The organism is Lactiplantibacillus sp. ME-2 (genome assembly GCF_022549155.1).
Lineage (GTDB): Bacteria > Bacillota > Bacilli > Lactobacillales > Lactobacillaceae > Lactiplantibacillus > Lactiplantibacillus plantarum.
In genome coordinates, this window is record NZ_JAKZEQ010000003.1 from 23,250 (window position 1) to 44,582 (window position 21,333).

Annotated in this window: 15 protein-coding genes; 7 read left to right on the top strand and 8 right to left on the bottom strand. The window is 44.6% G+C overall.

Translation table 11 applies throughout. The features are described 5' to 3' along the window. Positions 1–26 precede the first annotated feature (26 nt). Positions 27–329 carry a hypothetical protein gene (locus tag MMY95_RS01560; protein WP_003641109.1) on the top strand — a complete coding sequence of 101 codons (303 nt, stop codon included), beginning with the start codon at positions 27–29 and terminating at the stop codon, positions 327–329. Between the two features lie 117 nt (positions 330–446). Here MMY95_RS01560 and MMY95_RS01565 read toward each other — a convergent pair whose 3' ends face one another. Next, positions 447–866 (bottom strand): OsmC family protein, encoded by a 420-nt coding sequence (locus MMY95_RS01565; protein WP_003641108.1) that lies wholly within the window; start codon positions 864–866, stop codon positions 447–449. Positions 867–985: 119 nt separating this feature from the next. On the opposite strand from MMY95_RS01565, the gene MMY95_RS01570 reads away from it, so the two are divergent. Next, positions 986–3,427 (top strand): Xaa-Pro dipeptidyl-peptidase, encoded by a 2,442-nt coding sequence (locus MMY95_RS01570; protein WP_241277466.1) that lies wholly within the window; start codon positions 986–988, stop codon positions 3,425–3,427. A 164-nt stretch (positions 3,428–3,591) separates the two neighbouring features. On the opposite strand, the gene MMY95_RS01575 is transcribed toward MMY95_RS01570, so the two are convergent. Further along, positions 3,592–5,574, bottom strand: a complete 1,983-nt coding sequence (locus MMY95_RS01575; protein WP_003644006.1) for an acyltransferase family protein — start codon at positions 5,572–5,574, stop codon at positions 3,592–3,594. 421 nt (positions 5,575–5,995) lie between these two features. Then, on the bottom strand, positions 5,996–6,985 hold the full coding sequence (locus tag MMY95_RS01580) for a biotin--[acetyl-CoA-carboxylase] ligase (RefSeq protein WP_003644005.1): 990 nt from the start codon (positions 6,983–6,985) through the stop codon (positions 5,996–5,998). A 454-nt stretch (positions 6,986–7,439) separates the two neighbouring features. On the opposite strand from MMY95_RS01580, the gene MMY95_RS01585 reads away from it, so the two are divergent. Then, complete coding sequence (locus tag MMY95_RS01585; protein WP_003644004.1) at positions 7,440–8,348, top strand: proline-specific peptidase family protein; 909 nt, start codon at positions 7,440–7,442, stop codon at positions 8,346–8,348. Positions 8,349–8,469: 121 nt separating this feature from the next. Here the strand turns inward: MMY95_RS01585 and MMY95_RS01590 are convergent, their stop codons facing one another. The 4 genes from MMY95_RS01590 to MMY95_RS01605 all read right to left on the bottom strand — a co-directional run bounded on the left by MMY95_RS01590 (position 8,470) and on the right by MMY95_RS01605 (position 15,214). Continuing rightward, entirely contained in the window at positions 8,470–10,230 is a 1,761-nt protein-coding gene (locus tag MMY95_RS01590; protein WP_003645796.1) for a thiamine pyrophosphate-binding protein, read from the bottom strand. 331 nt (positions 10,231–10,561) lie between these two features. Then, a complete protein-coding gene (locus tag MMY95_RS01595) occupies positions 10,562–11,410 on the bottom strand; it encodes an FAD synthetase family protein (RefSeq protein WP_021357244.1) in 849 nt (282 codons plus the stop codon). A 140-nt stretch (positions 11,411–11,550) separates the two neighbouring features. Then, positions 11,551–13,290 (bottom strand): pyruvate oxidase, encoded by a 1,740-nt coding sequence (gene spxB / locus MMY95_RS01600; RefSeq protein WP_003641101.1) that lies wholly within the window; start codon positions 13,288–13,290, stop codon positions 11,551–11,553. A gap of 616 nt (positions 13,291–13,906) precedes the next feature. Further along, positions 13,907–15,214 (bottom strand): NCS2 family permease, encoded by a 1,308-nt coding sequence (locus tag MMY95_RS01605; RefSeq protein WP_003644001.1) that lies wholly within the window; start codon positions 15,212–15,214, stop codon positions 13,907–13,909. 279 nt (positions 15,215–15,493) lie between these two features. Here MMY95_RS01605 and MMY95_RS01610 point away from each other — a divergent pair, with 279 nt between their 5' ends. Then, positions 15,494–15,655 carry a hypothetical protein gene (locus MMY95_RS01610; RefSeq protein ID WP_003641099.1) on the top strand — a complete coding sequence of 54 codons (162 nt, stop codon included), beginning with the start codon at positions 15,494–15,496 and terminating at the stop codon, positions 15,653–15,655. A 214-nt stretch (positions 15,656–15,869) separates the two neighbouring features. Here MMY95_RS01610 and MMY95_RS01615 read toward each other — a convergent pair whose 3' ends face one another. Then, complete coding sequence (locus tag MMY95_RS01615) at positions 15,870–16,343, bottom strand: MarR family transcriptional regulator (protein WP_003644000.1); 474 nt, start codon at positions 16,341–16,343, stop codon at positions 15,870–15,872. 168 nt (positions 16,344–16,511) lie between these two features. Between MMY95_RS01615 and MMY95_RS01620 the strand changes: the two genes are divergently transcribed. From MMY95_RS01620 to MMY95_RS01630, 3 genes are all read left to right on the top strand, one after another. Continuing rightward, on the top strand, positions 16,512–17,321 hold the full coding sequence (locus tag MMY95_RS01620) for a LicD family protein (RefSeq protein ID WP_003641097.1): 810 nt from the start codon (positions 16,512–16,514) through the stop codon (positions 17,319–17,321). A gap of 324 nt (positions 17,322–17,645) precedes the next feature. Beyond that, on the top strand, positions 17,646–19,175 hold the full coding sequence (locus MMY95_RS01625; RefSeq protein ID WP_241277467.1) for an HD domain-containing protein: 1,530 nt from the start codon (positions 17,646–17,648) through the stop codon (positions 19,173–19,175). Next, a complete protein-coding gene (locus tag MMY95_RS01630) occupies positions 19,176–21,332 on the top strand; it encodes an RNA degradosome polyphosphate kinase (RefSeq protein ID WP_003641095.1) in 2,157 nt (718 codons plus the stop codon). It begins immediately after the preceding gene. The last annotated feature ends 1 nt before the right edge of the window (position 21,333 follow it).

The window sequence follows — 21,333 nt, forward strand, 5'->3', positions numbered from 1 at the left end:
ACTTAATTAAGGAGCGTGGTTTAATCATGTTAACACCTAAAACGATCCATGACGACCTTCATGAGCATCATACCCAGGTCGTTCAACTATTCAGTAAGCATCCCTGGCTCATTCCCGCCACAACCTTATTACACATTATTCCAGTTGTCGTCGGCATCAACGGCTTTTGGAAATCGCGAGCACTAAGCAAGCAGCTCAAAATCGAACGCGAAAAAACGAAGCAACTTGCCCTACAACAGGTCGATAAAGTTCAGTCAGCGGTTACTAATCATCACTGTCAGCACCCAAGCTTACGCCAACTTTTCAAGCAAATTCGCAGTCATCATTAACACCAACGTGGTTCGAATTGGCAGTTTTAATCGCTGCCAACTCGAACCACGTTTTAATCAATCCCCTGACATTTTTACAAACTACGATTAATGATTACTGCGGCCATATCACAACGGTTAGGCCAATTGAATCGTCACGTTGGCTGATGGCCCAACGAGCTTGGCAACGGGACAACGCGTTTCCGCAATCGCGAGCCACCGTGCTGCCGTTTCAGCATCCACTTCCGGAATCGTGACCCGAGCATCTAGGAAAAATTGGTACCCAAAACGGTCACGCGACATCTTCACCGTAGTCACGACTTTGCTCTGATGTGTCTGGCCGTGCTCCTTTTCGATTGCCTCCAGCGTCGCGTTAAGGCATGTACTGAGCGCCAATCCGATTAATTGTTCCGGATTCGAGCCCGGCACCGCCTTAAGTGGACTAGATACGGCCACCTCAAGACCATTGGGAATATAGGCGTGTCCTTCGATGCCGTCTTCATTAACTGCTTGGGTCGTATATAAAATTGGAAAATCACTCAATCTTAGTTCCTCCATTCGATAGTTCACTTTGCAATTAACCTACCACAACATTATAAACTTGTCAGTAAGAAGCATTGGTTCTCGACTAATTAGCGGTATAATATTTCTAATAATACTTAATGGGGAATTTACTTATGAAAAATAATCAATTTGCAATCGTCCCGACTGATTCGGAAACCGCGATTGCCGAACTTACAAAAATTCATTTTATTACGCCTGATATGGACGCCCTGACGACTGTTCCAGCCGTCTACCAGGCATTGCTGGCTAAAAGCTTACCAGAAGTTCACACGGCAAGCGGCTTGACCCACAAGTTTAATAACATCATGGCAACCAGCCAGCACACTTTATCAGAATGGCTCGCCAATGCAACTATCGTGAACAATCAAGTCTTTTATAACGTGGGACTTCAGCTACTGGGCTTTCTACCTGGTCAAGATTTTGAATTGGCCGATCCATTGCTGGCGATGCGCGATATTCACTTGCCAATGGTCGGTGATAGCGCCTTTGATCGTGAAGCCCTCTATTATGCTTGGTACCTATTATTAAATACACGTGGGAATAATGGACAAACCTTGATTGAATCACTCACGACCCGGGGTTACTTTGTACCATTTTACCAATTACCTAACGATCAAAAGCCACTCTTCTTCAATGGTAAGGCCCAAGCCGTCTTTGATACCAACGCGCTCATTCGTGACGTCATCTACGTTGAAGCGCCTTTAGATACTGACCACGACGGCCAACGGGACCTGCTCAAAATTGAAATCCTTCGGCCAGCTGAGACCGAAACCGGCTTAAAAGTTCCCGTTCTCTATACCGCTAGTCCTTATAATCAGGGCATCAACGACCAAGCTGGTGATGCTCAAATGCACAACGTAGACGTTCCCCTGACTGCAAAGGAACCGGACGAAAATACCTATGCGGATGTTGAGTTCCAGCCAACAACGGCGCAACTACCAGCCGCTCGAACCGCGACCACGACGACCGATACAGCAGAGGAGACTTTCAGCCGAGAAAAGTCCTACACGCTCAATGATTACTTTCTAGCGCGCGGTTTTGCTGTCGTCTATGCAGCTGGAATCGGTTCGATCGACTCGGATGGGCTAGCCCCTACCGGTGACGTTGATGAAACGACCTCAACAGTTGCAATTATTGAATGGTTGACTGGCAAACGCCAAGCCTTCACCAATCGTGATGGCAATATCGCTATCAAAGCTTGGTGGTGCAACGGCGCCGTTGCTATGACTGGCCGGTCTTACCTCGGTACCCTCGCAACTGCCGCTGCTACGACGGGCGTGGCTGGCCTTAAGACGATTATTTCCGAGGCCGCCATCTCAAGCTGGTACGACTATTATCGAGATAATGGCCTGGTTGTCGCTCCCGATACGTTCCAGGGCGAAGACACCGATGTTCTCGCCGCTGAGGTCTTCTCACGAAGCTTAAAAGCCGGTGACGCTCACCAGATCCAACCCGCGTTTGATCAGAAACTGGCAGAACTGACTGCCGACCAAGACCGAGCAAGCGGTAACTATAACCGTTTCTGGGATGAACGCAATTATCTCAAGAACGTTGACAAAATTAAGGCGGACATCATCATGGTTCACGGGCTCAACGACTGGAACGTTAAGCCCCGCAACGTAGCTAATTTATGGGATAAATTACAGGCAGTTCCCGTTACTAAAAAGCTCATTTTGCACCAGGGACAACATATTTATATCAATAACTTACAATCGCTCGATTTCACCGACATGATGAACTTGTGGCTAAGCCATAAATTATATGGTTTAGATAATCATGCGGAGACACTCTTGCCTAACGTCTTGGTACAAGACAACACGCAAGCCCAAACTTGGCACGGCTATGACAATTGGTGGCAAGACACAACCGACGCTTTAGATTTTAAGGTTCAGTACAAAGAATTAGTTCCTGCTGACCATACAGTTGACCAACGCGCCGCTCATTTTACTGATAAATTGCCTGACAAATTATTCGACCACTATAAGCATCATTTGGATAGTTGGCAGCGCGACCTCTTGCAAGAGGATAAGTTAAATCCGCTCTATGATCACCGCCTCTTGTTCAAGTCTTGGCAGGCACCTGAGGATCAATTATTAGTGGGTATTCCGCACGTTGCGGGCTCTGTCGCCGTTAATAAGAATTTCGGCATGTTGAGCTTTATGCTGATTGACTTCGGGGCCGCGCGCCGTTTGACTGTCAGCCCACAAATGCTGGCTGCAAAAGCGCTTGATCTAGGTTACCACTGGCGCGAAGATGATTTGAAGGACTTCAAGTTAGCGGGTGAGACGCCGTTCAAGATGATTACTAAGGGGCATCTTAACTTACAGAACCGCCACCACCCATGGCACGCAGAAGCGATTCAGCCAAATGTCTTTTATGACTTTTCTGTGGATCTCCAACCGCTGTTCCACCACTTGCTGAAGGGGCATCAACTCGGACTAGTCATTTACGCAACTGATATGAAGATGACGATTCGTGGCAATCAAGACCTACAGTACTCACTTAACTTGAACGATATTCGCTTACACGTCCCAATGAAAAAAATAACAGACTAACTAATTATGGCCTACCAACTAACCACACAACCGTTAACTGGTGGGCCTTTTGTGTACCTTCAACTTAAACAGCCACTTATCATGACCAGGTCGGACACCACCACCTGTCCGGAACTAGCCAAAAAAAGTTCCAGCTTACCATCAACGTAAGCTGGAACTCATCTTTAATTGTTATTAACTTCGGCAATGCGGTTCGCAATCAAATTCGTTAACTGGCGATTACCAGTCGTATTTGGATGAACATTGTCATCTGCAAACCAACCACTTTGATTCTGCGCACGACCATGCCAATCGATAACATGCACGTTCGCATGCTTCTTAGCAGTCTTGGCAATTTGAGCATTGACCTGATTTTGCCAACTCTGTGTTGGGACGTGGGCCGTTACCCAGAAAATCTGACGATCCTTACCAATCAGTTTAACGACTTGTTCAGCTTGATCATCCGTAATTGTCCCGTTAGTCCCAATGTTCAATAGGACGTTATGGGCTAATTGCCCTTGCGACTTCAGCGAATTAATGATTCCAGGAACTTCCGTCACTTGACGACCAACGCGACCTTGAACCACCGTACCCGGGATAACATCTTGAAGATCGGAAGAAACATCCAGTAACACCGAATCCCCAATGGCTGTCAGATCCGTATTGGCCATCGCTAGAACAACTTGTGGCTTCAAATCGTATTCCTTTTCCACCTGCTTCTGCTTCGAGTTCAACTTCGCTTCAGCCTGCTTGGTCTGCATCTTTTCAGTCGCAACCTTCTTGCTTGAAGCAGCCGCTGCCTGGGCAGCTTTTTGCCGTTTGAGCGCCGCCGCATTCTTCTTATCAGCCGCTTTAGAGTTAGCTGCAATCGTCTTTTGTAATTCAGTCTTCTTGTTAGCTTCCGCTTTACTTGGCTGTTGAACGAAACCAACCGCCGTAATAACGAATAAGACCGTGGTCAAAGCGACAATCGCAGTGGTCACGCGGTTAAACTTCGGTTTGCGGAGGAAATCTTTGAAGTCGACCAATAACCGACTGTAATCATAGTGCCGCATTGGATTTTCAATAAACCGATAACTCAATTCCGTCACGATCAAAATTAAGGCAACTTCAATCAAACTATTGAGGAGTAAATGATCACCAATGTTTTTAACTTTAGTTTCGTAGAAAATCATCACTGGGAACTGGTAGAGATAGATCCCATAACTACGTTGCCCAACGTACTTAAACAACGGATTCGTCAAGACGCGATTGAGATGACTAGCCGGGTGAGCCACCGTTGCAACTAACACTGTTGATAGGACTGTGAATAGTAACATACCGCCACGATAAGTGAAATCAGATTGACCGGACATCTGGAAAAACATCCAAATAATTGCAATTAGCGAAGCACCGCCTAAGATATCCAGTGTCACTCGATTAACATTAGCAATGTCCGCCGATAATTCCCGTGATGGCCAGATAAACGCAAGGCCAGAACCTAACAAGATTGCAAACATCCGCGTATCAGTTCCGTAGTACACCCGATTCGTATTCGCTGGATCATACAACATTGCCATGGTTATCGCTGAAATACCCGCAGCAATCATCATAAACCAGAAGACCCGTGAACGCTTCTTGAAGATGACCATCAAGATACCAATCACTAATGGCCAGAATAAGTAATATTGTCCTTCAATTGAGAGCGACCATAAATGAGTGAACGGTGATTCACCATTGAAACGGTCAAAATAACTTTGACCGTGATTGATTTCAAACCAATTATAGACGTAGACTAAATTCGTTAATACAGTAGCCCGAATGTTCGTCAATAATGACCGTTGAAACAGCGTAATGTAGGCTGTTGTCCCTAACAACATCGTCACGAATGCTGGATATAGCCGCCGCATCCGGTGTCCGAGAAACCGCCATATCCGGACATGCCCCCGACTCAAAATATCTTGTAATAAAATATCCGTAATCAAATAACCTGAAACGACGAAGAAGATCGGAACTCCCAAGTAACCTCCTTGTAGTGAGGCCGGCATCAAGTGATAGATGATGACACCCAGCACCGCCAATGTCCGGATACCATCAAATCCGGTGATATAACGTCTTGGATTCATCCGGTGTCGATTCATCCGACTCATTGTTCGGCTCATATTTACGCTCCGCAAATTTTCATTCATATTCCTATTACCCCTTGAATTGTCTCTACAAATATTAACTAACCCACCAGTGCTTCGGTACCTTTACTATAATATGTAAATGACCGCATTGACCAGCATTATTTAAACTTCATTAATTATTTTTATTAACCACTTTATTCATTATGCTGATTAAACACATATAACCCCGAACTTAATTACAATATAAATAAATCAAACGTGAGTCTATTAATCCATCCGTTATCATTCCTATGTTATCAACAATTTAAGGTTGATTCGACGTACCAAACAGCTCAATTAATCAAATTGAAATTGATTAGCACTACTTGTGACTAACTTCTACTATACAACAGTATGAACCAGTAAAACATTGAATCAGAAATCATTTTAAAAGATTGACGCGATTCGTTCGGTAACTTGATAAATTGATTTTACAAACTTGCTAGCCATGATAACCACCGGACAAGAGGTTCACCTTAGTAATCTCACCAGAACTAAAATGACGACTCTGACCAGTCTCTAATTTGACGACTAACGCCCCGTGTGCATCAATATCCGTGACGACTCCACGATACTTTTGCGTTCCGCTCTTCAACTCGACCTGTTGATCGATCACCATGGAGAGTTTCCGATAAGCGTCCATGAAAGTCCCACTACGATAAGTCCCATAGCTATTGAAAAAGCGCCGCAGTAGCTCACAAATCACTTGATTGCGCGTCACACCATTTGGATTGGCAACGACTGCGCCCGCTTTGTGCGCTAGTAGCGCTGGAAAAGCTGTCGTTGTTAAGTTAATGCCAATTCCAATAATGACTGCTGAAATTTGCCCCGTTTCAAGACTAGTGATGCCTTCTGATAAGATACCAACCACCTTGTGATGATTGACTAACACATCATTGACCCACTTTAATGAAACGTCAACCGCAAACAGCTGTTGCAGCGTCTGAGCAACGACTACCGCAGTACTCGTTGTCAACAAACCAGCGTCTAACGCCTTCTGGTCACTGAGTGGTAACCCAATGCTCATGTAAATTCCAGTCTGTGCTGGCGAATAAAATGCCCGCCCCGACCGACCGTAACCAGCAGTTTGCGTATCCGCAACCACGATTTTCGGAAGTGCTAAAGGTGTCTGCGTGACTAACCGCCGTAAATAGGCATTCGTTGAATCAACCGTTGGTAGCACGGTCAAATCAAACGGTGGTAACGCTGTAAGCGCGTATTCAATCACCGGCGCACTCAATTGATTATTGGCCACATACCGATAACCTCGCCCATGCCGGCTCTCAATAGTATGGCCCGCCGCTTGCAATCCTTGCACTAATTTCCAAATAGCCGTTCGACTGATTGCAAGTCGTTGTGCCAACCAGTCACCCGAACAGTACGCGGGCGCCGCTTGGATTAACAAGCGTAAAACTGCGACTTGATTTGCCATATCAATCTCACCCATCTCTAATTAGTTAACCCATTATTTCATATTGGTTAACTAACCGCAATTGAATTTAAAGAATGTAATATTACATCTTTCTGTGCTGAGCAGTTTACTTATTATCGCTGAAAATGTAACCGCTTGTCAAATCAATTGTGTACAATCGGTCACAATACGACTGAAACTTGGTCTATCAGTCGTACCGACCAGCATAATAACTAGTATAAACCAAATTCAGACTAAACGGCCCGTTCTAATTATTATTTTTATATCGTTTCGACCGAAGTCCCCTCCCATACTCAGCTACTATGACGTTAACGTACTGATTCAGTTAATTAGCGAACACGACCTTACCAATTATCTACTTAATGCAATTCTTTATGATTGCCTAGTCTCTTTGACCCTGCTTAGTTAACAGTGGTAAGATAACAATTAAAATATGAAGAAATTAGGTGATCATTTGAAACAAGGAACGACAATCATTACGCTGGATAATGGCTACCATTTATGGACGAATACTCAGGGCAAAGGCGACATTCAATTATTATGTCTACACGGTGGCCCTGGTGGCAATCACGAATACTGGGAAAACTTTGGTGAGGAACTGGCAGATTTAGGCGTCCAAGTTTCAATGTACGACCAATTAGGATCCTGGTATTCGGATCAACCCGACTACTCAGATCCTGAAATTGCTAAGAAATATCTCACCTACGACTACTTCTTAGATGAAGTTGAAGAAGTCCGACAAAAACTAGGACTCGATAACTTCTACTTGATTGGTCAGTCTTGGGGCGGTGCCCTCACAATGATGTACGCGCTCAAGTATGGTCAACACTTAAAAGGCGCCATTATTTCAAGTATGGTCGATAACATCGAGGAATACGTTGTCAACGTTAACAAGTGTCGTGAAGAAGCCCTACCGGCTGACGCTGTTGCTTACATGAAGCAAAAGGAAGCGGAAGGCAACTGGAATGATCCCCAATATCAGAAGTACGTGGACGTTCTGAACGCTGGCTATGTTGACCGCAAACAACCCACTTCAATTCGCCATTTGATCAACACCACTGCCACTCCTGTATACAACGCCTTTCAAGGTGATAATGAATTCGTTATCACTGGGAAGTTAAAGGAATGGGATATTCGCGATCAGATTCACAACATTAAAGTGCCGACCCTGTTAACTTTCGGTGAACACGAAACAATGCCATTAGCTTCGGCCCGCCGCATGGCTCGTGATATTCCTAACTCACGCTTAGTAACGACGCCAAATGGTGGTCATCACCACATGATCGACAACGCCCCCGTCTACTTTGACCATTTGAAACAATTCATTCGTGACGTGGAAGATGGCAGCTTTAATCAAAAATAAATCCTAACTGAACAACTAAGAAGCCGCCAGTATCAGGTCATACCCGATACTGGCGGCTTTTTAATAATATTAGGTTAACTGAAGCTTTGCCCAGTGGTCTAACTAGCCCTTCAGGCTTTAACTATAGCTGATCACCCTGTGCTCGTAGTAAGGCGCCTAATGATGGCTGTTCCTTAATATCAATGTGGTTGGCTTTGGCATAAGCGTCAACTTCTGCTTGACCATATAATTCAGGATCTAGTGGCATGTAAGCTGTGCCAATTGGATCATCATTCTTGATGACCGCGTTCACAACGATTGGCCGCTTGTTGCCCTTCGCTTGGAGCGCCTTGATTTGGTCAAAGACGGTTTCGACCTCTTGATTATTTTGAACAGTAAAACCAATCCCACCAAGGCCATCTGCAACTTTGGCCCAGTCGGCATCCGTTAGATCAACACCATACAAGTGTTGCTTCGTATCAACTTGCTCACGATAGATGAAACCAAACCGTTGATTACTGAAAATCACGTTAATAACGGGCAAGCCGTAACGTGCTTCCGTGATAATATCTGGCGCTACCATCGCAAAGCCACCATCGCCTGAGAAACTCCACGCTTGGCTGTCTGGAACACTTAAGGCACCAGCCATCCCAGCAGGTAGTCCAAATCCCATGGTTGCGAAGAGGCCAGATAAGGCAAAGCGTTGCTCCTGATCCATTGGGAGCCCCCGGACAGCCCACTCGGAGACGTTACCGGTGTCGACCCCGTAGGTATCACGAGGGCCGACCATACTAGCAACTTTGTGCATGACCGCTTCCGGCGCTAGTCCATCATGGTCGTCAGCAGCCAATTGTTGGAGCCACTTATCCCAATTACGTTTATTTTGCCGGTTAGTCGTTAACCACGCTGTTTCAGGTAACGTTTCGCCAGTTGCAATCATCGCTTGCAAATAAGCTTGGGCGTCACTGATGACGGCGTAATCGATTGGGACCATCTTGCCGATATCAAAACTGTTATTGTTGACCTGAATAATCTTAATCCCCTTAGGCCAAAAACTAGCAAATGGAAATTCAGATCCCAGGAACAAAATCAAATCAGCGTGTTGGAGTGCTTCGAACCCCGATTTGGAACCCAACCGGCCAAACGTGCCAATTGCATTCGGGTGGTTCGTTGGAATAACCCCCGTCGCTGGGACGGTGTTCATGACTGGGATATTAAATTGTTCACTAAACTTGACCAGGTCTGCCTTAGCACCAAGAAGACCCCGACCAGCGTAAACTAATGGGTGCTTAGCTGCTTTTAGCATCTTTAACGTTGCCGTAATAGCCTGAGGATCGACCCGTTGTTCAAACGTATCTGAAACGGTGTTAGGCGTCGATACCGGCTGATAATCGATTTCTTCCGCTGAGAGATTTTCAGGAATGATAACGACTGCCGGTCCCTTTTGCCGGTATGCTTCACGAATCGCTTGGTTAATGACATATGGTAATTGTCCGGCCGTCGTGACAGTGCGGTTATACACCGCCACGTCACTAAACATTGGAGTCTCATCCATTTCTTGGAAGTAATTCGTGTTCATCGTCGCTTGTGGCACCTGTCCGACAAGTGCTAATACAGGAACGTGATCCATCTTGGCATCATACAAACCGTTGAATAAGTGCGTTGCACCAGGACCCGCAGAACCAAATGAAACGCCGATTTTGCCTGTAAACTTGGCATCTGCCGAGGCTGCTAAGGCCCCCACTTCTTCATGCCGTACTTGAATATAATCAATATCGGCCTTTTCAAGGTACAAACCTTCAACGGTATGATTGATTGAACCGCCGGGAATCCCGTAGATGTGGTCCACACCCCACGCCTCTAAAACCTTAACTAAAGCTTGTCCTGCAATCATCTTTGTCATCACTATTCATCCCTTCGACTTAGAACCAATTTGTCTGCTTGGTTCAATTCATTTAACAAACGTATTATAAATCGCTTTCAATTATAAATGCAATTAATATGCTTACTTTTCGTAAGTGAAATTACAAGTACACAAAATGAGGCACCATTCAGCGCCAATTTTGTGTTTATCCGATTATTTCATGTGAAACTATCTATGGACTAGAAAAATAGGATCAAGCACACACCCGATACTCAGTTTTATCAAATATCGCTAACGATCTAGCACGAACAACTTACCGACGTGACGACAATCAAAAACCACCCCATCAAACAGATCAGGGTGGTCTACATTAAGCTTTACTATATTGTGATTGTTGATGCTGGGCTGAGACAGAACTGACCACTTGCAAAGCACGCTGCTGCCACTGAACGTCCACATCTAATACCGTGATTTCCGGTGGCAACTGGTATGGCGAAATAATTTTTAATGTCGTGGTGACTCGCAGAATGACTGCCTGTCGATAATTAGCGCTAACTAACCAACAATGATAATCACCGGCCGCTGGTAACTGCTGTTGCCGATTTGCAAGTTGGATCGTTCTAGTCAACGGATCGAATGTCGCCTGTGTCGCGTAAGTGTACCCCAATAAATCATTAGCTTGTTCAATCTGCCCCCGAGCAATCAGCCCCCGGATCCGAGTAGAACTGACTTTAAGCTGCTGATTAGCCAAGCGATCCACCGTGACCGTTTCAAAGTACGGGGCGCCCAATTCCGCGAGTTCGCGCATCCCATTTGCGCCACCCTGCCCGAACGTATAGTCAAACCCCGCCACAACGACTTGCGCATTCAACCCGACAAGGTAATCCTTAATAAACGCAGTCGGTGTCAAGCCAGCAAATTGGTGGTTAAAATCCGTAATATATAGTCGGTCCACCTGTAGCGCCGCCATATGTTGGCTTTTTTGCGCGACGGTATTCAGATACCGAAAAGTGGTCTGGGACTTAAACAGTTGTGACGCGTGTCGATTGAACGTCATCACAGCGAGTGGTAAATCACGCTGCTTCGCAATTCGTTTCGCTGTTTGAATCACGCGTTGGTGGCCCTGATGCACACCATCAAAGAAACCTAAAGCTAATACCAGTGGCGGTTGTGGTGCCAGCATCTTTAATCGATGGGCATCTAAATTGATTACTTGCATCTGTGCGACCTCCCGAACGTTCACATAGTGTTCTCTACAGCTTGGTATGTTGTCACCGCCACAATGGCAAGCGACACTTAATACTATGTACCAAAAGAGCCTCGATAATCGCGTCCTCTTTCGTTAATTATCTATCCAAATTAGTTTGTTTGAGCTTGTTTTAAGAAGTAGCTGAACGGCTTCAACGCTTGAGCATCATACTTCTTGACAAATTCAGCAATCTTGTCTTTATCTTGCCATGCGTCATCGAGATACATATGTTCCGTTGTAAATGGCATTGCATGCGTTAACTTCACATCAATGACAACTGGCTTATCCGTCTTCTTAGCGTCTTCAAGGGCTTGCTTGAATTCAGCCTTGGTCCGAACGGTATAACCAACGGCACCATAGCCTTCGCCAACCTTGGCCCAATCAGTATCTGGCAAATCGACACCAGAGAGTGGTTGATGGCTATCATCAGTCTGTTCAGCTTCAATAAAGCCTAAGGTCTCATTACTGAAGACAATGTTGATAATGTGCAAGTTATACTTAACTTGTGCCAAGATTTCTTCTGACAGCATTGCGAAAGCGCCGTCACCGCTCAAACTGTAGACGTCCCGATCTGGGTAGTTGACTTTAGCAGCCAGTGCAGCAGGAACCCCAAAGCCCATTGTTGCATAAATCCCAGAAGTTGCCCATTTCTGGTCATCGTGCATTCGGATCAAGCGTTCAAAGTTAATATTAACATTGCCGACATCGATAGCCCAAACAGCTTTGTCACTAGCTTCTTGGTTCAAGACATCAAAGATTGGTTCGGGGCGAACTGGTGATTCAGTGCTATCGTTGAAGCTGGCTTGCCATTTGTCCCAGTTCTTTTTATCAGCAACCGCAGCGTCATAAAAGGCTGAATCATCGCGCGCTTCACCAGCTGCATTGATCGCCGCTAAAGCTTTTTTCGCATCCGCCTGAATAGCAACGTTCGTATGGTGGCGCTTACCAAATTTTTCACTATCAATATCGATTTGAATGACCTTAGCCTTCTTATTAAATAAGAAGATACTGAATGGAACATTGTTACCAACCCAGAGAATTAGATCCGTACTAAAGCCAATCTCGGCACCCGGCTTAGGTGCGACCCGTCCCGTGGAACCTAAGTAAGCGGGATAGTCGTCTTCAATGATCCCCTTCGCTAATACTGAAGAGACAAGTGGCATCTTAAACTTTTCAGAAGCAGCTTTTAATTCTTCAGCCGCGTCCTTAGCGCCAACGCCAAAGTAAATCATTGGTGACTTAGCAGCTTTGATTAATTTAACCGCATCAGCAACTGATTCAGCGGTTGGTGCAGGATAGTTAACAGTGTGCACGCTAGCGTTCGTTTCAAAGTTGTCTTCAATTTCAGCCCAACCAAAGTCCTTAGGGATCGTTAAGACAGCTACACCATTGTGAGCATACGCTTGACGAATGGCTTCATCAGTCATCATCGGTAAACTCTCAGCAGTCATCGCAGTCCGATTCCAAACAGCGACATCGTCAAAAATCGGTTCTTCATTCATTGCTTGGAAGAAGTCCATGTTCATCCGCTTAGTAGGAACTTGTGCAACGATTGCTAACATTGGAATACCATCTTCCTTAGCATCGTACAATCCGTTCAGTAAGTGGACAGCACCAGGGCCAGCGGAACCAAAGCAGACGCCGATCTTTCCAGTTAGCTTATAATCAGCGGAAGCGGCAATCGCACCAGCTTCTTCGTGACGTACTTGGATGTACTTCAACGTTTCCCGTTGATTATAGATGGCGTTCATCGTTGAATCGAACGACCCACCGGGCAAACCATAAATATGTTTTACGCCCCACTTCTGAATTACTTTTAATACGGCATCTGAACCACTAATTTTAGCCATTAGTAATGTCCTCCTCTGATATATTTTAATTATCAACTTTACGACTTTATTGTAATCACGAATTTTTAAAATGTAAACGCTTTTATCGATAGATTTTATCTATCATTGAAAATTTCGCGAAACTTTCTATGGTTTACAAGCGTTAACGACGGGCTTTGGAGCGTTTTTAATTTTTACAAAAAAACGTATTTTTTTGTATTTTTATATTTTGTATTATTTTCGACACCGGTATACCACCTTAACCACCGTACTAATTGTGTATTTGTCTTATTAAATCGAATTGGTACGGGTACATCCCCACTCGTTACGCTTGCCCCGCTTAGCAAATCTCGGCCGATTGACTGCTCATGAGCTAGTTTCAAGATAGTTTTTGATGACGACGCTTACATTTCAATGTTTATCCTAACTTTCTGATTATTTCACCTTCCCCTTCTATCACTTGAATAACTCTAGTATAGTCACCTCCAGAGCAAACCAACTTGATGCTCATCAAGTTTTAGCCCATTTCACGTCAAAAAAGACTACCAACGTCATGTGCGTCAGTAGTCCGTTTAGAATTAAGTCATTTAAATTATCTGTAACTGGCCAATAACGTCGAGCTGACCATCTTTAACTGTCAGACATTTAATATCCACAAGAAGATAATGAAGATGAAGAACAGCACGTACATTAATGGATGAACTTCCTTGGCATGCTTAGTTGCGACCATCGTAATGACGTATGCAATGAAGCCTAAGGCAATCCCATCAGAAATACTATAAGTCAACGGCATCCCGATAACAGTTAGAAATGCGGGTACGGCAATTTCAAACCGTTCCCAACTGATCTGTTTTAAAGATTCTGCCATCAACACACCCACAATAATCAATGCAGGTGCAGTAACTTGATCCGTCACGACGTTTAATAACGGTGAGAAAAATAATCCAAGAATGAATAGCGCACCAGTAACAACTGCACTCATCCCAGAGCGACCACCGACCGCAATTCCGGCCGAAGATTCAACATAAGCTGAGGTTGGTGAGGTTCCCAACACTGACCCAACTAACATCGAAGTTGAATCGGCCATCAGCGCTTTACCAACCCGCGGCATTTTATTATTTTTCATGAATCCAGCCTGTTCTGCCAATCCAACTAGCGTTCCGGCCGTATCGAAGAATGTCACTAATAAGAACGTCAAAACAACAATAATCAATTGTAACGAATTAATATCACCAATATGACCAAGCGCCACACCAAACGTTGGTTTCAACGAAGGTGCTGCCGAAACAATTGTGGATGGCATCTTAATCAAGCCAGTTGCTAGCCCTAAAATGGAGGTTAAAACCATCCCGATAAAAATCCCACCGGGAACTTTGCGACTCATCAAAATCAACGTGACGATCAATCCAAAAATAGTTAACCAGGTCGTTCCAACTGTCAATGATCCCAGACCAACAACCGTTGATTTGTTGGCAACAATTAAGCCACCACCATGAAGACCAATAAAAGCAATGAAGAACCCGATCCCCGCCGAAATTGCTAACTTCATATCCCGCGGAATCGCATCAATAATCATTTCCCGGAGCTTAAAAATCGTAATCAAGATAAAAATCACGGCTGCAACGAACACCCCAGCCAGAGCAGTTTGCCATTTAATGCCCATTCCGATAACTACGGAATAAGTAAAGAACGCGTTAACGCCTAATCCTGGTGCAATTGCTATCGGGTACTTAGCAACTAACCCCATCAATAAACAGCCTAACGCTGACGCTAAGGCCGTCGCGGTGAAGACGGCGCCCTTATCCATCCCCGAAGCCCCGAGGACGCTCGGATTAACAAATAGGATGTATGCCATCGAAACAAACGTGGTCAAGCCAGCCAGCACTTCGGTTCGCATTGACGTTTTCAATTCTGAAAAATTAAAATATGCCGCAATTTTATTCATGATTCCCTCCAAATATTCGTCTAAATTATAATTGCACAATTGTAAACGTTCGTGTTTTAGCGTTCTTTTAACGTATTTAATCGTATCATTTTGTTTATTTAAAAGCAATAACCGAACGCTAAATAATTTTGAATCTGTTTAATTGCGATTTTCAATTTTAATGAGCCTGCGGTAGAATGAAATTGATAAAGCGTGTTCATTGCCTTAAAACCGCTCTTGGTCCTCACGACCCTCAGGCAAACAACGCGTCACGATTCTCCATACAAAGGTGTGATTTAAATGGCTGGTTCCAAAATTACGGCAATCTTCTTTTTAATCCTCTACGCTGTCCTACTCTACTTGGTCTTCACAATGCAGAACATGTTAGCCATGTACTTAATGGCTATTGGGATGTTTCTTGAAGCTTGCGAAGGGGTTTACCATAACTTTTTCAAGCATTGAGCGCTACACGTATCACAGTGAAGCAAGTACGCCCATTTGAGTGCTTACTTTCTATGAAACGACCCTACTTTAGTACAAGTGTTTTTATTCAATGGGTATTCGTAACAAAACAGACTTCTTAAGAATTGTGACAATTCCTAAGAAGTCTGTTTTTGACTAGCGACCAAAATAGTTGCTCATCAATACTAATTTAGTGGTTAGTCCCATGTACATCCTAGTGTAGAACGGGGTGTGACTGTGGCTCACCGAGGTCCGTGACCTGCTGGCTAAAGGTCCCCATCATCTTGAGCACTTGATCAATCTGTGGTGCGCCCAACTGGTTGACCCAGTGATCAAAGTGCTGGGTAATGGCTTGGTCGACAATCCGTTCGACTTGTTGTCCCCGTTCTGTTAAATGTAAGTAGAGCCGCCGCCGATCACGCGGATCTGGCACCTGAAAAACATAGTGTTGCATTAACAATGATTTGACTTGCCGTGAAATCGCGCTTCGCGTTACTTGTCGCTGAATTGCAATATCATTGAGTGTCACTTCATCAGTCGTGGCAATGCGCCGCAATATTAAAAATTGTTCAAATGACAGTTTATTTTGACTTAAAGGCCAAGCCACTAAGTCCATCATAATTTTGGTTGTATTTTGATATGCTTCAAAATAATCATTGAGAAGTTTGCTTAATTCGTCACTGTTCATCGCGATCACCATCACTTCATTAACTTTTGGCCAAATATAACACGCCTTTAACTGTTTTGCATGAAATTACCCGTAAATTCCAACGTTAAGCATCCTCCCTAACAATTTTGTGCAACAAAGTGTATGATGAAAGTAGTTGAAACGCTTACGTAAAAAGGAGACGAGACCATGCCCCTGACACCCTTACACCAAGTTGAATTGCGCTTGATGCGTACCGTCATCGCAATCTGTGAGGCTGAAAATATCGATTACTTTTTGATCGGTGGTTCTTTACTCGGTGCTATTCGTCATCACGGATTTATTCCGTGGGACGATGACATCGACATTGGAATGCGCCGTCATGACTACCAGCGCTTTATCGCCGTCGCCAACCACCATCTTGATCCAAACAAGTTTTTCCTACAAACCGGTGCCTCAGATCCGGACTATGCACTCAGTTATATGAAGCTATTAGACGTAAATACTTACATTGAAGAACGCAACAACGTCAATAATGCGTTTAAAGGCGTGTTCGTTGACATCTTTCCGTTTGATAAGATTCCAGATGACGAAGCCCTACGTCGTTCACAGATGTTACATTACAAATTAGCAGACGCTGCGATCCTGCTCAAATTGAATTACCGCTTTGTCAAAACACCACTGCGCAACTTGATTACGAAACACACACCTCAGCAATTAGCTGAAGTCAATCGCTATAAGCTGGAACGTGAGGAATACATGCGCCTGTACGAGCAGTCAGACTCCCGAACTTACAAAAATCTGGCGTCTCAATACGATTACGAAAAGGAAATTATGACCTATCAGGAATTGACCGAGCTAACGACCGTTCCATTCGAAGATATCCAAGTGAAGATTCCCAGTGCGTATGACACCATTTTGACCCGGATGTATGGTGATTACATGCAGCTGCCACCAGCTGATAAACGAGTTGAAAAACATCTGAACAAACTAATTATCGATAATCACGAAATCTTATAATATCAACTAGCGTGGTTCAGGCATACTCGTTACGGCTGAACCACGCCTTTTTGGTATCTTGGATCAAACGTGCCAAGTTAGGTTAGCGTTCGCTACCGCTGAAACCGGGGTAATCACCACATCAACCACCTAACTAGTAAGATTCATACAAAGTTAATGATGGCCTTAATTACGCTTAACTTTCGTATAAAAACTAAAAGTAATCGCTAACTGTTTCACTACTAAAATACTAATTTAACTAACCCCAACCTGTGTTAAACTTAAATTAAATACATGACTTTAACCTTATTGGGGGTCAGGAAATCATAAAAATGGGGGATCGCCATGGCAGCAAAATTATTTGGAATTATGATGATTAACGTTCAGAGTATTGAATTGTCGATTGTCAATTTACGCACATTACGCCAAGTAGAACGAGTTCGTTCCGACGTTTCACTTGGTGAGGATATTTATGATCAGCATACGATCGATTATGATTCAGTGGAACAAGCCGCGCAGGCACTGAGTGGTTTTGTTCAGATTATGAATGATTACGGCGTTAAGGACTACCATTTATGGGGGTCGTGGTCCTTGTCATCCGCTAACAATGCCGACTATATTCAAGACCAATTACTTGTCCGGACTGGGCTCAAGATCGACTGGTTATCTAGTAGTCAGGAAACCTACCTGCGTTCAGTCGCAGTTGCGGTACACTTTCCACGATTCAAGCAAATGATCACGAAGCCGACCTACTTATTAGGAATCAACTCTGGTAGTGTCGGTATTTCGCACTACGATCAGAGTAACTTTGTCTTCTCCCGTAGCCTCCGTTTAGGACCAGTTCGAATCGCGGAAGTTCTTGAAGATTTGCAATCGAGCGTGCCTAACTATGTCGAAGTTTTGGATGATTATATTTCGAGTCAAATCGTTGACTTTGGTCGCTTCTTGCCTGGGCGAAGAGATCAGCCTAGTAACGTCGTCATGCTCGGCGTCGCGCCGTTTGCCACCCTCTTTCGCCAACAACAATCAAAAGCTGGCGTGGAGGAACTCAGCAAAGCAGATTTTCAAGCTTTATATGAGGACGTGTTGAACGCTTCTGACCAGTATTTAATGGATAAATACGAAGTTGATGAAGAAGACGTGCGCCTAATCGTGCCCGAATTACTACTTATTAACGAGTTACTACAACTCACTAATGCTGAGAAAATCTGGCTTGGCAACGTGACCGTGCTGGATGGGTTAATTATTCAAGAAGCCATTAAGTTGGGCTATAAGAAATATAACTTTAATGATCAAATCGTAACAGCAGCTAAGAACATTGCGGACAGGTACAACGTTGAACCTAAGCATCGCGACTTGGTCACCAAATTCTCACTGCACCTATTCGACCAGCTTAAACCGCTACACCACTTAGGCAAACGCGAGCGCTTACTCTTACAAGTCGCCGCCATCGTGCACGACGTTGGGAGCTACATTGACCCGCACCAACATTACTTACATTCGGACTATATCTTGCAGGCCACTGAACTCATGGGATTAGCCGATACCGAAAAACGAATGGTCGCCCTGATTTCACGCTACCATAGCGCGCAAACACCATCAAAAGACATTCGCCATTTTGGACACTTACAAGTCGAACAACGCTTATTAGTCTCCAAACTATCCGCCATCTTGAGAATTGCGGACGCTTTGGATGACGGTCGCAAACAAAAAATTGATAAAATTTCCGTTTCAATTCGCAATCCACGGGTCATCATTACTTGCTTTGCTCATGATGACCTCTTCTTAGAAAATTGGGTATTCGCACAAAAAGCGGAATTCTTTAAAGAAGTCTTTGGTTTAACACCAGTGATTAAACTACGGGGGGTACGTTAAATGAATTATTATAAAGAAAGTTATTATACAAACCGTGAACTCAGCTGGCTTGATTTTAACTATCGTGTCCTTGATGAAGCACGTGATAAGGATAACCCCTTGCTAGAACGTGTCCGTTTTCTCGGGATCACACAGAGTAATCTTGACGAATTCTTCACGGTCCGGGTCGCATCATTACGTAAATTGATGTCAGTCAATTACACTAAACCGGATCCCGCGGGACTGACCGCTGCTGATCAAGTCAGTGCAATCAGTGATAAAGCCCACGAGATGGTCAAGCGTCAATACAATACATTAAACCGCTCGCTTTTGCCATTGCTGGAACAGCACGCGATTCATCTCTTGTCGATGGCTGATCTAAACGAGGAACAACACGCCTTTGTTAAGAACTACTTTGATGATGAGCTGTACCCGGCTTTAACACCGATGGCAGACGACTCTTCACGCCCATTCCCGTTCATTGGGAATAATACACTCAACATCGCCTTACGGATTTATAAAAATGGGGATAAGAAGGACCGCAAGTTTGCCACCGTTCAAGTGCCGGACGTCTTTCCTCGCGTGGTCGTTTTGCCAGGCGCACCGAACCAGTTTATTCTGATTGAGGAAATTATCAAAGCCTTTGTCGGCTCACTATTTATCAACTACACGGTCAAGGAAACGAGCTGTTACCGCGTCATGCGGGATTTGGACTTAGATGTCGCCGAAGAGGATACCTCGGACTTATTAAAGGAAGTTCAAAAACAATTAAAGATGCGTGAACGCGGTAAGGTCATGCGCTTAGAAGTCGAAAAGAGTATGAGCAAGCATCAACGCACGCGACTCGCTAAAGCCCTTGGGATTAACGAAAGTGCGTTATACGTCATCAACGGTCCCCTCAACTTGACCTTCTTATCCAAGCTGGTGAAAGCTGTGCAGGGCCACGAAGACTTGAATTATCCAAAATACCACGCCTACTATCCCGCGAAGTACCGCGAACGATCCATCTTTGATCTTATCAAGGATCACGACATTTTAATGCAATATCCGTACGATGATTTCAAACCCGTTGTGGACTTTATCCATGAAGCTGCAGAAGATGAGGACGTGTTAGCCATTAAGATGACGCTGTATCGCGTATCAGCTGATTCACCGATTATCAAGTATCTCGGGCAGGCTGCCCAAAACGGCAAACAAGTAACCGTTCTCGTTGAAGTTAAGGCCCGTTTTGATGAAGAAAATAACGTTCACTGGGCGAAAAAGCTTGAAGAAATGGGTTGTCACGTGATCTACGGTCTGATCGGGCTTAAGACACACTGTAAGCTTGCCCTCGTTGTTCGGCGAGAAAACGAAGGTATCAAGCGCTACATGCACATGGGAACTGGGAATTATAACGATGTCACCGCCCATTTCTACACGGACATGGGGCTCTTCACCGCTGATACAGACATGGGAATCGATGCTTCCAACATCTTTAACATGTTATCTGGCTATTCTGAACCACCGTATTTCCACAAATTGCACATCTCACCAGATGGCATCCGCGACTTTATCAACGAAAAGCTAGACGATGAGATTGCCATTGCCAAAGCTGGTCAGCCCGCAGTTGTCAAAATGAAGATGAACTCGTTATCCGATCCGCAGATTATTAGCAAACTCTACGAAGCTTCTCACGCCGGTGTTAAGATCCAACTGATCATTCGGGGAATTTGTTGTTTACGAACAGGCATCAAGGGCATCTCGGATAACATCGAGGTCCACTCGATCATTGGTCGCCTTCTGGAGCACAGTCGTATATACTACTTTAGCAACGACGGTGAACCACAAATTTACTTATCCAGTGCGGATATGATGACCCGTAACCTAAATCGCCGGGTCGAATTATTGTTCCCACTGCTCCAACCTGAAATCAGTCACCGTGCGATGACAATTTTTGAAACGATGTGGGCTGACACGGTCAAAACGCGCATTTTGCAACCAGATAATACGTACGCCCGTGTGGATGGGCGCGGCTTAGAGGTTTTGGACTCCCAGGCCGAATTCATTCGCGAAGCCGAGCAAGCAGTCAAGGCTGATCACGGCGATACTACGCCCACTAGCAACGCGCACCAGTTCATTCCGATGATGAGTCCCAAGAATGAGCCGGATGCTTCAGATCTTGATAGAGAGGATGATTAGC

Excerpts from the sequence above, each read along its gene's own strand:
- MMY95_RS01570 (WP_241277466.1), top strand. The coding sequence starts at position 986 with ATGAAAAATAATCAATTTGCAATCGTCCCGACTGATTCGGAAACCGCG.
- MMY95_RS01610 (WP_003641099.1), top strand. The coding sequence starts at position 15,494 with ATGGCTGGTTCCAAAATTACGGCAATCTTCTTTTTAATCCTCTACGCT.
- MMY95_RS01630 (WP_003641095.1), top strand. The coding sequence starts at position 19,176 with ATGAATTATTATAAAGAAAGTTATTATACAAACCGTGAACTCAGCTGG.
- MMY95_RS01595 (WP_021357244.1), bottom strand. The coding sequence starts at position 11,410 with ATGCAAGTAATCAATTTAGATGCCCATCGATTAAAGATGCTGGCACCA.
- MMY95_RS01620 (WP_003641097.1), top strand. The coding sequence starts at position 16,512 with ATGCCCCTGACACCCTTACACCAAGTTGAATTGCGCTTGATGCGTACC.
- MMY95_RS01565 (WP_003641108.1), bottom strand. The coding sequence starts at position 866 with ATGGAGGAACTAAGATTGAGTGATTTTCCAATTTTATATACGACCCAA.
- MMY95_RS01625 (WP_241277467.1), top strand. The coding sequence starts at position 17,646 with ATGGCAGCAAAATTATTTGGAATTATGATGATTAACGTTCAGAGTATT.
- spxB (WP_003641101.1), bottom strand. The coding sequence starts at position 13,290 with ATGGCTAAAATTAGTGGTTCAGATGCCGTATTAAAAGTAATTCAGAAG.
- MMY95_RS01590 (WP_003645796.1), bottom strand. The coding sequence starts at position 10,230 with ATGACAAAGATGATTGCAGGACAAGCTTTAGTTAAGGTTTTAGAGGCG.
- MMY95_RS01615 (WP_003644000.1), bottom strand. The coding sequence starts at position 16,343 with ATGAACAGTGACGAATTAAGCAAACTTCTCAATGATTATTTTGAAGCA.
- MMY95_RS01605 (WP_003644001.1), bottom strand. The coding sequence starts at position 15,214 with ATGAATAAAATTGCGGCATATTTTAATTTTTCAGAATTGAAAACGTCA.
- MMY95_RS01580 (WP_003644005.1), bottom strand. The coding sequence starts at position 6,985 with ATGGCAAATCAAGTCGCAGTTTTACGCTTGTTAATCCAAGCGGCGCCC.
- MMY95_RS01560 (WP_003641109.1), top strand. The coding sequence starts at position 27 with ATGTTAACACCTAAAACGATCCATGACGACCTTCATGAGCATCATACC.
- MMY95_RS01575 (WP_003644006.1), bottom strand. The coding sequence starts at position 5,574 with ATGAATGAAAATTTGCGGAGCGTAAATATGAGCCGAACAATGAGTCGG.